Here is a 15,853-nt window from a genome sequence, read left to right as displayed (position 1 = left end):
CCGCCTCAAAGGGGAGGGAGCCCCGAATTGGGCTTGGCGTAGGGTGGAAGGTGGACGAAAGGAGCACTTCATGAAGAAAATCCTCATGGTACTGACCAGCGTTTCCGAGATCGGCGATACCGGCGAAAAGACCGGCTACAACGTGGCCGAGGCTGCACATCCCTGGAAGGTCTTCAAAGATTCCGGGCATTTCGTCGACTTTGCGTCCATCCAGGGCGGCCAGCCCCCGCGCGACGAGGTGGACTCAAAAGATCCCATCCAGGTCGCCTTCACGGAGGACGAGGCCACGCGCGCAGGGCTCTACAACACTGCCCGCGTCGACGTCGTTGACGCCGACCAGTACGACGCCGTCTATCTCGTGGGCGGCCACGGCACCATGTGGGACTTCCCGGACAGCGAAGGCCTGCACAATCTGGTGGCCAGCGTCTACAACGCCGGCGGCTTGGTGGGCGCGGTCTGCCACGGACCGGCCGGCCTGTTGAACGTCGAATTGAAGAACGGGCTTCGCCTTGTCGAGGGCCGGAGGGTGGCCGCCTTCACCAACGACGAGGAGGTTGCCGTCGGGAAAGACAAGGTCATTCCCTTCTTCTTGGCAGACCGACTTGAGGAACAGGGCGCCACACACGTCTTCGCTGGTGTCTTTGAGGAGAAGGTGGTGGTTGACGACCGGCTGGTGACCGGCCAGAACCCGGCCTCGGCCGCCGGCGTGGCCAAGGAGATGGAGAAGCTCTTCGCAGAGGTCATCCACCAGGAAAAAGCCGAGGAACAGCACGAGACGGACGCTCTGCGCGCCGAGAAGGACGCCGAGAAAAGCGCCAAGAAGGCTGCCGCGGAAGCGGAGCACTAACACCAACAGAGCATTGAAACTGGCGGCCATCCCGACGACGGGGCGGCCGCCAGTCGGCGTAAGTGCGCCAACAGCCACACATCCAACGCATCGCCCCAACGCATCGCCGACCTGCGTCAGGTTCCGGCCTCCACGACCTATGGCACCGGCTATAGGGTGGGGTGCTCTGCCGGGAAGCCCGACCTGAACGACGTGCCGCCCGGCGGAGGCTGCGGTTGCGTGCCGCAATGCTCAGCCGGCTGTGTGCGAGCAGCGGAAATGTCCGCCGCCGCGCCGGCCGTGTCACAGTCCGCCACCCGGCCGCTTTAGTGACAGATCGCGCTAAAGTGTCCGTATGCCTAGGATTTCGGCCGCGAGCAACGCCGCCCAACGTGCCGAGACCCAGCGACGCATCCTGACCGCCTTCGGGGAGCTCCTGTTCACCCACGGGCTGCCCGGCCTGACCATGACGGACGTCGCGCGCCACGCCCAGATCGGCCGGACCGCCGTTTACAACTACTACGCGGACATCGAAGAGCTCCTGATCGCCTACGCCCTGGACGAGACGGAGCGGTTCCTGCTGGACCTGCGCGAATCGCTCGATGCGCTGGAGAACCCGGTGGAGCGGCTTGCCGTGTACGTCCGGGCCCAGGTGGAGGATTTGAGCCGGCGCCACCTGCCGCCGGGGCCGGCCATGGCGGCGGTACTCTCACCGTCGTCGTTCGCCAAACTCGCGGACCACGTGGGCGAGCTCAGCGTGCTCCTCCGGGGCATCCTGCGCGACGGCATGGCCCAGGGCTACCTACCCGAGTCGGACATCGGCCAGCTCGCCCAACTCATCCACGGCACGCTCTCCTCGAGCGCAGCCCGGGGCGACGGGGCGGGCCAGGACGCCGAGGCCGAGGCGCGGCTCGCCCGAACGGTGCGGTTCATCCAGCTGGGGGCCGGGGCCAGGTTCGACGACGACGGCCGGCCGGTCCGCGCCACCAGCTGAGCTGCGGCATCGGAGCTGCGCTCGGGCAGCGTCGCCCGAACTGCGGTTCTCGGACCGCGAAACCAGTTAATTCCGGCGCCCTGCGTGCCCTAGCCCGCCGCCTTCGGCGAGGCTGCCGGCGTGGCCTTCGGCGTGATGGGCACCGTGGAGTCATCCACGATGCGCCGGTTCTCGCGAGGACAGCTGAGTTGGCCCGGCGTCTGGTCCACGAGTTCTGGCTTGGCCAGTGCCTTGAAGTCGCCGGTAACGATGACGTCCACGCTCGGGTCGGTGCGTCTGTCCTGGACATAGTCCGAGCCGGGCACGTGGCGCTGGACGCTGAAGGCGGCCGATTGGCCGGCGGCCCCGGAGACGATCAGCGCCACCCCGCGGTAGCTCGACGTCGTGTTCCCCACGGCGCCCACCAGGAACTTCCGCGCGGCAAGCTGATCGGCCACGGTCCGGCCCAGCCCTGGCCGGCTGGTGGAGTTGTAGATGTTGACGTGGACCTTACCCGGCGGAGTGTAGTCGTAGGTGGCCTTCGGGCACACCGATACTGCCGCCTTGCTCCGCTCCGCCGTCGCGGGAAGCTTGATCTGGCCGTTCATGATGGCGAGGGCCACCACGATCGCCGCCGCGATCAGGCCGACCAGCATCACCAGGACGACGCCATGCAGGATCCTGCGCCGCAGCCGGACGGGATTGTCTGCCGCATCTTCCTGCTCCACAAAAGTGGCCCGCAGTTCGGAGCCACTGATAACGCGGTGCCCGTGCAGAACTCTGAGGTCTCGCGGCTTCCTAGCCATTTATCACGAGGACCCGCGCGTGGATTGCAGTGCGCTGGTGCAATGCGGTGCGGACTGCCCGGTGCAGACCGTCTTCAAGGTAGAGGACGCCGCGGTATTCCACGACGTGCGGGAAGAGGTCTCCGAAAAACGTGGAGTCCTCGGCCAGCAGGGCCTCAAGGTCCAAGGTGCGCTTAGTGGTCACCAGCTCATCGAGCCGAACCGGACGCGGCGGCAGGGCCGCCCAGTCCTTGGGCGTGGTGTAACCATGGTCGGGGTACGGGCGTCCCTCGCCCACAGCTTTGAATATCACCATGCCAGCCTATGGAACTTGGACGCCCGAAGGAATCAAAGTCCACGGGCGGCGAGAGGTTGTGGCCAAACAGTAACCATCTGTCACACGAGGCCCTGCCGCCAGTCACATCCAGCGCACATCGGGCGCGGGCCCGTCGATCTTCTGCACAGTTCACGCAAACGCTCCGCGCGGCTGACAGAATGGCCGTATGACTTCACCCGAGACTGCCCCTGTTCCGTCGCCGTCGGCTCCCCTGCTGGCGCTGCTGCTCGACGTCGACGGTCCGGTCGCGAGCCCGGTCACCCGCGTTGTGCAGCCCGGCATCATCGCGGACCTGGTGGCCCTGGCCGCTGCCGGTGTGCCGGTCATCTTCAACACGGGACGGTCCGACGCCTTCATCCGCGAGCAGGTCATGGAACCTATGATCGCTGCCGGCATGCCCGCCGGCACCCTCATCCACGCTATTTGCGAGAAGGGCGCCGTCTGGTTCAGCTACACCGCGGAAGGCCCCGGTCCGGTCCACGTGGACCGTGAGCTCGCCATCCCGGAGGCCTTCGGCGACGACGTCCGCCGGCTGGTCGCCGAGGACTACTCCGCCCACATGTTCTACGACGAAACCAAGCGGGCCATGGTCTCCGTGGAGCAGCACATTGCCGTCGCCAGCTCTGACTACCTGGCCGAGCAGGGACTCTTCGACGCCGACGCCATGGGCCTCATGGCCCGGCACGGGCTCGGCGTGGTGCGGCTGGACCACCACGTCCCCGATTCGGATGACCAGGTCGACTTCCGTGTCGATCCGACCATCATCTCCACCGACATCGAATCGGTCCGGCTCGGCAAGGACCTGGGCGCGAGCCGGGCCGTGGAGTTCCTCGCCGCCCAGGGCATCACGCCGCAGGCCTGGCGCACGGTGGGCGATTCCCGCACGGACTACGCCATGGCCGACTGGCTGCACCACAACGATCACGCTGTGAAGCACGTGGACGTCCGGCCCGCGGACGGCATCCCGGTGAAACCCTACGAGGTTCTCACAGCTGCCGATCTGGGGCTGGCCGAGGATGTCATCCACGACGACGCCGGCGCCGCCTTCCTGCACCACTGGCTGGCCGTCGTCACTGGCTGAGGCCCGTTCCGCCGTCACATTTCACTGTCTCGGTCGGTCGTCACATTCCGTCGTCATGCACCAGGGTGCCGGCCGGTTTCCCGCGGCAATTTTGAGGCCCGCGTTATCATGCAAGTAGACACCAACGCACTCAAAGAAGCGGGAGCTCAGACATTACCGAAGCAGCGATCCAAGACGAGATTTACTATGGCAGCCAGGCATCCGCGGATGCCCACGCCGAGATCACGTCGGCGGCCGCCGTCGCCAGATTCCGGACCCGCTCCGATGTTGTCCGTCGCCGCGGCCGCTATGCGCTGATCAACGAGAACCGCACGCCGTACCAGGCCATGGTGGAGGACCTGATGTTCCTGCGCGCTGTTCTGGCCGACGCCGGCCTCAACTACCTGCTGGTCCGCGGCAACAACCACCGCCCGGTCATCGCAGTCGACTGGAAGGACCGCAAGGAACTCCGCGACGCCCTCGTGGAGGCGTGCCGCGACGAGCCGTTCTATTCCATGAGCGTGGACGCCAAGAAGAAGTCCGCCGTGCTGGTGGCCGACGGCGAGCTGTCGCCGAACCGCCAGTCCCGGATCTTCCGGCTGTACCGGCCCAGGGTGGAGCCGGAGGGCGGCTTTGAATTCGGCGCTTCCGCCGGCGTCCAGCTGGAGCTGTGGAGCTTCGAGGGCGACCAGCTGATCCTGCCGATCGAGAATTCCCTGACGCGGCGCACCATGCTGGCGCAGGACGCGGTGCGCGGCACGGTGGAACGCTACGGTCACACGTGGCCCACCATTGAGAACATGTTCGCGGACCATGCCAGCGACATCAGCTTCGACGTCGACCTGGTGTTCTCATGGGTTGACGGCAGCTCCCCCGAGTACATCGCGGCCCGCCGTGCCCGCATGGCCGGCGTGGTGGTGGGCGAGGGAGATGACCACGAGGCCCGCTTCCGCCAGATCGATGAGCTGAAGTACGCCCTGCGCTCGATCTACATGTTTGCCCCGTGGATCCGCCGGATCTTCATCGCCACGGACTCCCCCACGCCGTCATGGCTGGCGGAACACCCAGGCGTGACGATCGTCCGCAGCGAAGAGTTCTTCGCCGACACGTCGGTTCTGCCCACGCACAATTCCCAGGCCGTGGAGTGCCAGCTGCACCACATCGAGGGCCTCTCCGAGCACTTCCTGTATTCGAACGACGACATGTTCTTCGGCCGCGCCGTGGGGCCGGACATGTTCTTCACCCCCGGCGGCATCACGAAGTTCATCGAGGCCGAGACCCGGATTGGGCTGGGCGACAACGATGCCGAACGCAGCGGCTTTGAGAACGCCGCCCGGGTGAACCGCAAGCTGCTCTGGAACCGCTTTGGCCGCATCACCACCCGGCACCTGGAGCACACGGCGGCTCCGCTGCGGCGCAGCGTGGTGGAGCAGATGGAACAGGAGTTCCCGGCCGAATTTGCCAAGACCGCCGCGAGCACGTTCCGGGCCGCGGACAACATCTCCGTGACCAATTCGTTCTACCACTACTATGCGCTGCTCACGGGCCGGGCCGTGACCCAGACCGCTGCCAGGGTGCGATATGTGGACACCACGGCGCGAGCGGGCCTGAATTACCTTCCCAAGCTCCTGGCCAAGCGGAACATGGACTTCTTCTGCCTCAACGACGGCAGCTTCCCGGAGGTCCCGGCGGAAGAGCGGGCCGAGCTGGTCACGGACTTCCTGGAGAAGTACTACCCCATCAAGGCGCCCTGGGAGAAGTAACGAACCGTGACCAAAGCCGGCGCCGCGCCGGTTTGGGGCGTGCGCCAGCCGGCGCATGAGTCAGTTCAGGGTGGTGAACTTGGGATGCGCCGCCGTCCGGGCGGGGGCCTCGAGCTTGGCCTTCTCCGGGATCGAAATCCCCGCGGCGGCGAGCCGGCGCTGGGCTTCCGCAGGAGAGACAAGCTCGCCGACGGCCGGGGTGTCGCCGAGCAGCGCCACGGAGTGCACGATCGTGTGTTCGTAGACGTGAACCAGATTGAACGCCTGCCCGCCGTCGCGGCCGCGGGTGCCGCCCACGGCAACGTTCAGATCCTGGGTGTAGCAGGTGGCTGAGGCCACGGACACGGGGATGCCGGCGAATGTCGCGGTGGTCGAGTAGTGCAGGTGGCCGCCCAGGATGGCGCGGACATCGGAGTTGCGCAGGACACCGGCCAGCGCAGACTGGCCCCGAAGCTCCACGAGCACGGCCAGGTCCAGCACGGACGGCACCGGCGGGTGGTGCAGGGCCAGGATGGTCCCGTCCGGGGCCGGTGTGGCCAGTTCAGCAGCAAGCCAATCGAGCTGGTCGTGGCTTAGTTCGCCATGGTGGAAGCCGGGCACGGAGGTGTCCAGGGTGATGATGCGCAGCCCGTTGACGAAGTAGCTGTAGTCCACCGGCGCGTCGTTGTCGGCCTGGTCCAGGAGCCCGGCCCGGAAATTGGCCCGGTCGTCGTGGTTGCCCATCGCCCAGATGACCTTCGCCCCCAGGGCTTTGCACGCCGGATCCACGATTGCGCGGAGCTTGGCGTAGGCTTCCGGTTCCCCGAGATCAGCGAGGTCCCCGGTGAAGATCACCGCTTCGGGGCGGGCCCCCGAGGCATGGACCTCCTCGAAGAGCTGCCGGAGCAGGGCTTCGCTGTCCACGACGCCGTGCAGGGGTTGCGGACCCCCCAGCAAGTGGGGGTCGCTCAGGTGAAGTAGGAAATGACGTGGCCGGGGGTGCTCGGCCTCGATGCGCTCCATTGCTACCTTCTTGGTTGGGTGGAAGCGGTGCCTCCAGTGTCCCTCTCAGTAATAACTATCCAACCAGACATTGGGCAAACAATGTAAAAACTGGGACAGGCATATTGGAAAATCGTGCGTTAACAGGAGGCCTACCCTCATATGCTCCCGCAGGCATATGCGGGGGCGCGGGCGCCCGGCGGCACTGCCGAAACCCCAGCTCAACGGGGCGGGGCGGGCAGTGCCGCCGGGTCCGGGTTTTGGGCTAGCTCAGGTAGCCGTTCGGGTTGAGTACGAATTTCGTCGCCGCGCCGGCGTCGAATTCGGCGTACCCCTTCGGCGCGTCCTCCAGGGTAATGGCCTTCGCGTTGACGTTCTTGGCGATGTGTACCTTGTCGTGCAGGATTGCCATCATCAGCTGCCGGTTGTATTTCATGACCGGACACTGTCCCGTGGTGAAGCTGAGCGACTTCGCCCAGCCCGTTCCGAGGCTGAGCGACAGCGAGCCCTTCTGTGCAGCCTCGTCCACGCCGCCCGGGTCACCGGTGACGTAGAGCCCGGGGATGCCCAGGGCGCCGCCGGCGGCGGTCACTTCCATGAGGGAGTTCAGGACGGTTGCCGGGGCTTCCTGGGCTCCGACACCGTGGCCCTTGGCCTCGAAGCCCACCGCATCAACGCCGCAATCGACTTCCGGGACGCCGAGGAGCTGCTCGATCTGCTCCGCCGGGCCGCCCTTGCTCAAGTCGACGGTCTCACAGCCAAAGCTGCGCGCCTGGGCCAAACGGTCCGCGTTCAGGTCCCCCACAATTACGACGGCGGCACCCAGCAGTTGGGCGCTGGTCGCAGCGGCCAGGCCTACGGGGCCCGCCCCGGCGATGTAGACGGTGGAGCCGACGCCGACACCCGCCGTGACCGCGCCATGGAATCCGGTCGGGAAGATGTCCGAGAGCATGGCCAGGTCCATGATTTTTTCAAGGGCACGGTCCTTGTCCGGGAACTTCAACAGGTTCCAATCGGCGTACGGCACCAGGACATAGTTGGCCTGGCCGCCAACCCAGCCGCCCATGTCCACATAGCCGTAGGCGCTGCCGGGCCGGTCGGGGTTAACGTTCAGGCAGATGCCCGTCTTGCGTTCCTTGCAGTTCCGGCAGCGCCCGCAGGCGATGTTGAACGGGACGGAGCAGATGTCCCCCACTTTGATGAATTCAACATCCGGGCCCACTTCCACCACTTCGCCGGTGATCTCGTGTCCAAGCACCAGGTCAGTGGGGGCCGTGGTGCGCCCCCGCACCATGTGCTGGTCGGAGCCGCAGATGTTCGTGGCAACGGTCTTGATGATGGCGCCGTGGCGCACCTGCCGGCCGACATTGGCGGGGTTCACCCCCGGGCCGTCCTTGAGTTCAAAGGTGGGGTAGTCGATGTCTATCAGTTCGACCTTTCCCGGCCCCTTGTAGGCAACGGCCTTGTTCCCTGTCATCTCATTCCTCCTGCGTTCACGGACCCGCACGGGGCCCTGCTGTGATAGACGAAGTTGTTTGATGCGCCCTCCGTACGGACACTTCGGCAGCACTGCCGAAGGGCGGCTGTCAGGGGTGACTGCGCCGTGGATGTGCCCGGAACGTTGGAGGGTTCGGCCAGTCTAGGGGGTAAGCATGCTGAGGGATAGAGGCCGCGGATGCGTATGTCCGGGCGGGCTGTTTTAGTCCAGGGCGGACTGAACAGACTCGATGATCTCCGGTGAGTCCGGCTCCACGGTGGGCGCAAAGCGGGCGATGACCTCGCCGTCGCGGTTCACGAGGAACTTCTCGAAGTTCCACTTCACCAGGCCGGGCAGGAGTCCGTTCTTGAACTTGGTGAGCTCGGCATAGAGCGGGTGCTGGTTCTTTCCCCGGACGTTGGCCTTGACTGTCAGCGGGAAGGTCACGCCGAAATTGCGCTGGCAGAACTCGGCGATCTCGGCGTCGCCGCCGGGCTCCTGTCCGGCGAACTGGTTGCAGGGGACGCCGAGGACCTGGAAGCCTTGGCTGCGGAATTCGTTGTGCAGCGCCTCGAGTCCTGCGTATTGGGGCGTGAAACCGCACTCGGACGCCACATTGACCACCAGAACCACCTCTCCCCTGAACCGTCCAAAATCGGTCTCGGTCCCGTCGATGAGGGTCAGGGGAATGGAGTGCAGAGCTGTCATGGGCGAGTCCTCGCGATGTCGGTGGTTCGGAGCAGGTGGTAACTGGTCCCCCCATTATTCGGCACCGAGCCGTGCGGGTATGGGTGCGCATCCCCCGCTGGGCCCGTGGCCTGGACCCGGCACACTGGTGTACGCCGTCGCGGTCGGGCACTTCGCGGGCGCCGTGCGCGGGCAACGGTCACGCACGCCGCCGTGCACGGACGGGCTTTGCCGGCGGCTAGCGGCTCGGCGTGGGCGTCGACGTCGGCGACGCCTTTGTTGTCACTGCTGTTGTGGCCGACTGCGTCACCGCCGTCGGCTTCGGCTTATCGGCCGGCGCCGTGACAGGGCCCGGCCGCACAGTGATCGGGGTCGGCGCAAGGGGCCGGCTGGGTGGCGCCACGGGAGTTGTGCTGCCCGTGGCCTCGGTCGCGGTCGCGGAGGCCGACGCGGGCTTGGAGGGCGTCGCTGGCACGGAGGTCGTCGGTTGTACCGACGGCATGACCGGCACCGGAACTGACGGTTTGGCGGGGGTTGTTGCCGTCGGGGTTGGGGTGGGCGTCGGCGTCGCGGGAGCGGTACCGGACGGCGTTGGCGTCGCGGAGGCAGTTCCCGACGGCGTCGGCGTCGGCGTCGCGGGAGCGGTACCGGACGGCGTTGGCGTCGCGGAGGGAGTTGCGGACGGCGTCGGGGTCGCAGGGACAGTTCCGGACGGCGTCGGGGTCGGCTTCGCGGGGACTGTACCGGACGGCGTCGGCGTCGGCTTCGTGGGGACTGTGCCGGACGGCGTCGGCGTCGGGGTGGCGGAAGGCTTTGCCGAGGGTGAGTCGGCGGCGGCTTCGGTAGCTGCAGGTGAGGCACTCGCTGGCGGATGGGCGGCCACCTCGGCAGGCTGTTCCTGTGCGCCGCCGGCCACCACGTGGGTCAGGTCCTCCCGGACAGGAATCGCCCAGCCAATCCCCGCGTTGGTTGCCTTGCCGGCGTCGGGTGCGTAACTGATCATGTCGATCGTGCCAAGCTGGTCCACCTGCTTGATGGGGAGCAACGTCCAGTCCAGCGGATTGGTGTGGGAGCCGTTGAGGATCGTTTCGAAATGAAGGTGGCAGCCGGTGGAGGATCCGGTGGTCCCCACCCGGGCAATGACCTCCCCCACCCGCACGGAGTCGCCCTTCTTGACCGCGATCGCCTCCAGGTGGTTGTACGTGGTAATGAGACCGTTGCCGTGGTCGATTTCCACGCGGTTGCCGCCGCCCCATGGGTGCCACCCCACGGCCCTCACCACACCGGCGTCGGCGGAGTAGACCCGGGTGCCGCAGGGTGCCGCGAAGTCCTGGCCCCAGTGGAACTCGCCCGCGTGCCCCGTCAGGGGGCTGGTTCGCAGCCCGAACGGGGACGTGGGCACGAGCGATTCCAGCGGGGACATGAGGAAACCGGCCGCGGGCCGGCTGAGGGTCGCCTCGGCCACATTGAGCTCGCCCCGCACTCCTTGCTTGGTGACCGTGTCCACGGTGCTCCGGCTGAAGGCCAGGAGCGCCTGGGCGTCTGCGGTGACAGTGCCCGAAGTCCCCGGGGCAGCGGTCGCCGCAGAGTGGGCCAGCGTGTCCAGGGGTGCAGGTCCGACGGCGCCGGAGGGCGGCATGGCGGCGGTGGGCACGGCGGCGGGCGCCCCATATGGCGCGTGCGCGCTCAGCCCCTGAAAGCCACCGAATGCCAGAACGGCCAGAGACAGGCACAGTCCTCCGGACACGCAGCGCACGGCAATGGTCCGTGACCTTGCTGACTGCTCACTCGATGAGTTTCCCCAGTGTTTTCCCACGATGTGACTCCCGCAATCTGTCCGCAAGACCCCAATCTTCACGAACTCACCTCCCTATGTGACCACACACGGCCGGGTCTGTGAACCGTCCGCGTACTCCTTTTGCTGTACGAATCGGAGATCCGCGGATATCCCCAGTAGCTGGCCGGTGGCGGCCCAGTAGTCCACCGGGGAGTTACAGGTGCCGGCACCGCCGAGCCGGGTAAGAATAAGGGATGCGCAATGTCCTTAGGGAATGGCAGGCCGAGCTCAAACAGACGTTCACCGGAACGCGCGATGCCGTGCCCGAGTGGGTGGCGCGCCTTGCCGAGGGGGACGACGCCGGCTACCACTTACCCGGCTCGGCAGTCTGGGCCGTTCACGGTGACATGCCAACCATCGTGGCGGGAATCCGGGCACTGCTGATGCAGGCGCTCCACCCGGGCGCGTTGGCCGGAGTCCACGATCACTCCCGTTTCCGCGAGGACCCTTTGGGCCGGTTGGCGGGCACAATCCGCTGGATCTTTACCGTCTCCTATGGCTCCACGGATACGGCCAGGGCGGCGTCGGACTGGGTGCTGCGGCTTCACCGGACGGTCCGGGGAGAATTTGTGGACGGCCACGGCATCCGGCGCAGCTACGCGGCCAACGATCCCGAATTGCTCCGCTGGGTTCACATTGCCTTCACCGATGCCTTCCTCTCTGCCCACAAACTGTGGGGACGGCCGATTCCTGGCGGACCTGATGCCTATGTTCGTGAGTGGGCCCAAGCCGGCAGGCTGATGGGCGTGGAGGCACCGCCGTTGAGCGAAGCGGAAATGCGGCAGCAGCTGGACCGCTGGTACGACGACGGCGAGCTCCGCTGCGATGAACGGGTCGCCGAAACGGTGGCGTTCATTCGCGACCCGCCCCTCCACCCCGCGCTCAGGCCTGGCTACCGGGTGCTGTTCGCGGCCGCGGTGACGAGCCTAGAACCCAGGTACCGCGAGCTGCTGGGGCTGCGGACCGCCCGGCTGGGCCCGATTCCACTTCCGGTATCCCTGGCCACCCGGGTCACGCTCGGGGTGGTGCATCTTGCCCTGGGCCGGATGGGTCCGAGCGAGCAGGCTGCCCGGGCCCGCCTGCGCCGGCTGGGGTACAGGGCCTGAGCCTGGGCGCTGGTGTGGGCTCGGGTCGGAGAAGCCTTGGCGGTGCCACTGACCGGGCCGCGGACGCATTCTTGGCCATATCCTCACCGGATGCAAAGGCCTGAGGACGCAAAAAGGCCCCGGTCCGAGGACCGGGGCCAGCCGCGGAGAATGGGGGATTTGAACCCCCGAGGGCGTTAACCCAACACGCGTTCCAGGCGTGCGCCATAGGCCGCTAGGCGAATTCTCCAGTTGCTTCTGAATCAAAAGCAGATACTAGAATACCTGAACTTTCCAGCTTCGCCCAATTGGCCCCTCCCCGCCCGGAGCAGGGGCTTTTCCGGCGGCATGCCCCCTCCCGCATGCGAAGGCTGGACATAATCCCAAATGGCCCAGTCCTGACCGCGAAAAATGGGGCATGCCCCACCCCCGCCACAGGACATGCCCGCAGCTGGCACGATGGCTGGACATAATCCCGTAGCACTGCCCGCCGCTCCGGCTCCGCGATCCTGGACCGCGAATAAAGGACATGCCCCACGTTGCCCATCTCCGCCACAGGACATGCCCAGCGGCCGGCACCGGGGCTGGACATAATCCCAAATGGCCCAGTCCTGACCGCGAAAAATGGGCATGCCCCGCCCTCCCCCACCCCCGCCACAGGACATGCCCCGCGGCCCGTTCGAAAACTGGACATAATCCCAAATGGCCCAGTCCTGCCCCCGAAAAAAGGGCATGTCCCGCCGCGGAGGAGGGGCCAGACCCGGCCAATTCGAGGCACACCCAATCGTCAGGTAATATTGCTGACGGCCCCTCATGTGGCGTCATCCTGTTGAACTCCCCCAGGACCGGAAGGTAGCAAGGGTAAGCGGGCTCTGGCGGGTGCATGAGGGGTCTTTTATGTCTGTGCCGATTGGTAGGGTTTATCTGTGACTGTTACTACCGCCCTCTACCGTCGATACCGCCCCGATTCGTTCGCGGACGTTATCGGGCAGGAGCATGTCACCGAGCCGCTGATGACGGCTCTGCGCAAGAACCGCGTCAACCACGCCTACCTCTTTTCCGGCCCCCGCGGCTGCGGTAAAACCACCTCGGCCCGCATCCTTGCCCGCTGCCTGAACTGCGCCGAGGGCCCCACGGACACCCCCTGCGGCAAGTGCCCCAGCTGTGTCGAACTCGCCCGCGGCGGCTCCGGCTCCCTCGATGTCATCGAGATCGACGCCGCCAGCCACGGCGGCGTGGACGACGCCCGCGATCTCCGCGAACGGGCCACTTACGCCCCGGTCCGGGACCGCTACAAAATCTTCATCATCGACGAAGCCCACATGGTCACGTCGGCCGGATTCAACGCCCTGCTCAAGATCGTCGAAGAACCGCCGGAACACATCAAGTTCATCTTCGCCACCACGGAGCCGGACAAGGTCATCGGCACCATCCGCTCCCGCACGCACCACTACCCCTTCCGGCTGGTGCCGCCGGAGCCGCTCATGGCGTATCTTGAGCTGCTCTGCACCCAGGAGAACGTCCCCGTGGCCCCCGGTGTGCTCTCGCTCGTCATCCGCGCGGGCGGGGGTTCGGTCCGCGACTCCCTCTCCGTGCTGGATCAGCTCATGGCCGGTGCCGGACCCAATGGCCTGGACTACGAACTCGCGGTGGCCCTGCTCGGCTACACGCACGCCTCCCTGCTGGACGATGTCGTCGAGGCCGTCGCCGCGTCGGATTCGGCCACGGTGTTCCGCGCAGTGGACCGGGTCATCCAGACCGGGCACGATCCGCGGCGCTTCGTCGAAGACCTGCTGGAACGCTTCCGCGACCTCATCATCGTCCAGGCAATGCCAGAAAGCGCCCAGTCCATCCTCCGCGGCATGCCGGCGGACCAGATCGCACGCCTGCAGAACCAGGCTCACAACCTCGGAGCGGCCGAGCTCTCCCGCGCCGCGGACGTCACCAACACCGCGCTCACGGACATGACCGGGGCCACCTCGCCGCGCCTGCATCTGGAACTGCTGTGCGCCCGCATCCTGCTGCCCAGCTCCGAGCAGACCGAGCGCGGCATCGCGGCCCGGGTCGATCGTGTCGAGCGGCGGTTGAACTACGCCGGGAACGACGTCGGAGCTCCCCTCGCCGGCGCTCCCGCGCCCGCCGCCGTTCCGCCCTCGCGCCCTGAACAGACGGCTTCTCCCCAGCCGCCTGCCGCCCAGGCGCCCGCTGCACGGATGCCCGTTGCGCCGTCGCCCGCGCCCCCGGCGCCCGCAACCGCCACTGCCGTGTCCACCCCGCCGCCTGCCACAGCCCCCGTACCCGCCCGGCGCGACGAGCCTGCGCGGGAACCGCTGACGGCACCGCGGGTCAGCACCAGCGACTGGCCGGTGGACGAACCCGCGGCGGCCGGCCGGCCCGCGCCGGTTCCCTCCGCCGCGCTTCCGCCCGTCCTGCCACCGGCAGAGACTGCCCCGGCTGCAGCCCCGTCAGTCGAGCCCGCACAGGAAGCCGCGCCCCAGACTGCCGCGACCGCCCCTGCACCCTCCGTCCCGGCGCCGTCCGTCCCTGCGCGTCCGGAGCCCGCCGACGCTGGCCGGGCGCCTGCCGCGGTTCCCAGCCCGGTTCCCGGTCCTGCGGCCGGCCCTGGAGCAGACGTGGAGGTCTTGCGCCGCGCGTGGCCCGAAGTCCTGCAGACGCTCACCAAGATCAAACGCAGCACCTGGGCACTGGTGGAACCCAACGCCCAGGTCGGCCATTTCGAGGACCACGTCCTGACCCTGGCATTCACCACCACGGGGCTAGCGGGGGCCTTCGGCCGGGCCGACCACGCCGACAACCTCCGGCAGGCGATCCACAAGACGATCGGCATCGATTGCCAGATCCGGGCCGTGGCCGGCGGCAGCAACAGCCCAGCGAGCTCTGAGCCAAACCCAAAAGCGCTGGCTAGCCCGGAGACTCCGGCAGCGACGCCGACGGCGGCAACCTCGGCCGACGTCGCCTGGGGCCTGAGCCCCGCTCCCCAGCCCCCCACAGCTCCGGCCAACGAACCCGCAGAGGGCGTCGCCGCGGGGGCGCCGGCCCCGCCTTACGTCCCCGCCGCCGCACCGCCGGTGACGCCAACCATGTCGGCCGCTGAGCCAGCGGCAGAACTCCAGGCGCTTGCCCCTGCGGCCGCGCCCGCAGCCGCAACCCAGGCTCAGGTTCGCGCGGCCGAGCCGGTCGAGCCTGCCGTCGAGGCGGGCGGGCCCTCGGAGGCTTCCAGTTCCTATGCCGACCCTGATGAAGACTGGGGACCGCCCCGGGACGAGGACGCCCCGCCGCTGGACGAAGAACCGCCCATGGACTGGGACCCCTCACCCGCCGCTACGCCGCACCGCGCCGAGCCCGCGGCAGCGGCTCCAGCCCGCAAATCCCCGGCTTCGAAGATATCCAAGGCCGCGGCATCCCCCGCCGGGAAACCGGACGCAGGCCAGGACCCGTCGGCCGACGCGTGGGCCCGCGCCGTCGAGCAGTCACCTGGGGTCTGGACGGTCGGCAGCGACTCGAACCTCGGCCGGTACACGGCTCCGGATGCCGAGCCCGCTGCCCCCGAGCCCGAGCCGGCACCGGTGCACTACGAACCGGCGGCGGCACAGATCCCCGAGTACGCGGGCGTCCTGTCCTCGACGTCCGGACTGACTTCCGAACACACTGCCCGCGCCGAAGCGGCTCCGATGCCGGCTGTCGCGGAGTCCGTTGCGCCACGCGTGGCTGCCGCTGCTGCCGCGGCCGTCGCGGAGGCTGTTGCGGTGACCACCGCTCCCGAGGCCGACGCCCCGGCTGGCCGGCAAAGCCTGTACCAGCGGCTGTCGAACAGCCCCGAAGCCGAGGCCGGGCGGGCGAAAGCCCCCGCCCGCGCTGCCGCCACCACCGTGTACGTGCAGGACATCCCCAGCGCCGACGACGAAACCATCGAGGAATCGGGCGTCTTCGGCCGCGCCGCCGTCGAGCGTATTCTGGGCGGGAAACTGGTGGAGGAGCGCTCCTTGGATGGAAGCCCGCTGCCGCCCCGCTTTTAGCAGAC

General features: G+C 67.6%; 12 protein-coding genes, 1 tRNA gene and 1 other RNA gene. 7 read left to right on the top strand and 7 right to left on the bottom strand.

The features are described 5' to 3' along the window. The first annotated feature begins 70 nt into the window (after positions 1-70). Entirely contained in the window at positions 71-847 is a 777-nt protein-coding gene (locus AC1DKQ_RS13820) for a type 1 glutamine amidotransferase domain-containing protein (protein WP_476919283.1), read from the top strand. A gap of 334 nt (positions 848-1,181) precedes the next feature. Further along, positions 1,182-1,820 (top strand): TetR/AcrR family transcriptional regulator, encoded by a 639-nt coding sequence (locus AC1DKQ_RS13815; protein ID WP_476884370.1) that lies wholly within the window; start codon positions 1,182-1,184, stop codon positions 1,818-1,820. A gap of 89 nt (positions 1,821-1,909) precedes the next feature. On the opposite strand, the gene AC1DKQ_RS13810 is transcribed toward AC1DKQ_RS13815, so the two are convergent. Next, entirely contained in the window at positions 1,910-2,605 is a 696-nt protein-coding gene (locus tag AC1DKQ_RS13810; protein WP_476884371.1) for a LytR C-terminal domain-containing protein, read from the bottom strand. Then, positions 2,598-2,897, bottom strand: coding sequence for a type II toxin-antitoxin system VapB family antitoxin (locus tag AC1DKQ_RS13805; RefSeq protein WP_026266597.1), 300 nt, complete (start codon positions 2,895-2,897; stop codon positions 2,598-2,600). Before AC1DKQ_RS13805 ends, AC1DKQ_RS13810 begins: the two co-directional genes overlap by 8 nt. Before the next feature lie 190 nt (positions 2,898-3,087). On the opposite strand from AC1DKQ_RS13805, the gene AC1DKQ_RS13800 reads away from it, so the two are divergent. Beyond that, entirely contained in the window at positions 3,088-4,002 is a 915-nt protein-coding gene (locus AC1DKQ_RS13800) for a Cof-type HAD-IIB family hydrolase (RefSeq protein WP_476884372.1), read from the top strand. A 326-nt stretch (positions 4,003-4,328) separates the two neighbouring features. Beyond that, entirely contained in the window at positions 4,329-5,744 is a 1,416-nt protein-coding gene (locus tag AC1DKQ_RS13795; protein ID WP_476919282.1) for a stealth family protein, read from the top strand. A gap of 60 nt (positions 5,745-5,804) precedes the next feature. Here the strand turns inward: AC1DKQ_RS13795 and AC1DKQ_RS13790 are convergent, their stop codons facing one another. The 4 genes from AC1DKQ_RS13790 to AC1DKQ_RS13775 all read right to left on the bottom strand — a co-directional run bounded on the left by AC1DKQ_RS13790 (position 5,805) and on the right by AC1DKQ_RS13775 (position 10,543). Then, entirely contained in the window at positions 5,805-6,746 is a 942-nt protein-coding gene (locus AC1DKQ_RS13790) for a phosphodiesterase (RefSeq protein ID WP_476884374.1), read from the bottom strand. 244 nt (positions 6,747-6,990) lie between these two features. After that, the gene (gene fdhA / locus AC1DKQ_RS13785) at positions 6,991-8,202 is read right to left on the bottom strand and encodes a formaldehyde dehydrogenase, glutathione-independent (protein ID WP_476884375.1); all 1,212 of its coding nucleotides are present in this window, start codon (positions 8,200-8,202) and stop codon (positions 6,991-6,993) included. Between the two features lie 222 nt (positions 8,203-8,424). Continuing rightward, entirely contained in the window at positions 8,425-8,910 is a 486-nt protein-coding gene (locus tag AC1DKQ_RS13780) for a glutathione peroxidase (RefSeq protein WP_476919281.1), read from the bottom strand. Positions 8,911-9,127: 217 nt separating this feature from the next. Beyond that, positions 9,128-10,543 (bottom strand): M23 family metallopeptidase, encoded by a 1,416-nt coding sequence (locus AC1DKQ_RS13775; RefSeq protein ID WP_476919280.1) that lies wholly within the window; start codon positions 10,541-10,543, stop codon positions 9,128-9,130. Between the two features lie 377 nt (positions 10,544-10,920). Between AC1DKQ_RS13775 and AC1DKQ_RS13770 the strand changes: the two genes are divergently transcribed. Continuing rightward, a complete protein-coding gene (locus AC1DKQ_RS13770; RefSeq protein ID WP_476919279.1) occupies positions 10,921-11,832 on the top strand; it encodes an oxygenase MpaB family protein in 912 nt (303 codons plus the stop codon). A gap of 144 nt (positions 11,833-11,976) precedes the next feature. Here the strand turns inward: AC1DKQ_RS13770 and AC1DKQ_RS13765 are convergent. Continuing rightward, a tRNA-Ser gene (locus AC1DKQ_RS13765) sits at positions 11,977-12,061 on the bottom strand. A 552-nt stretch (positions 12,062-12,613) separates the two neighbouring features. On the opposite strand from AC1DKQ_RS13765, the gene ffs reads away from it, so the two are divergent. Together ffs and AC1DKQ_RS13755 are read left to right on the top strand one after the other, a co-directional pair. Further along, positions 12,614-12,710, top strand: an RNA gene (ffs, locus tag AC1DKQ_RS13760) — signal recognition particle sRNA small type. 27 nt (positions 12,711-12,737) lie between these two features. Then, a complete protein-coding gene (locus AC1DKQ_RS13755) occupies positions 12,738-15,848 on the top strand; it encodes a DNA polymerase III subunit gamma and tau (RefSeq protein ID WP_476919278.1) in 3,111 nt (1,036 codons plus the stop codon). Positions 15,849-15,853: the final 5 nt, after the last annotated feature.

The sequence above is a fragment of the Arthrobacter sp. 05L421 genome, from assembly GCF_056397785.1.
This window is presented reverse-complemented; position numbering and strand designations above follow the sequence as displayed.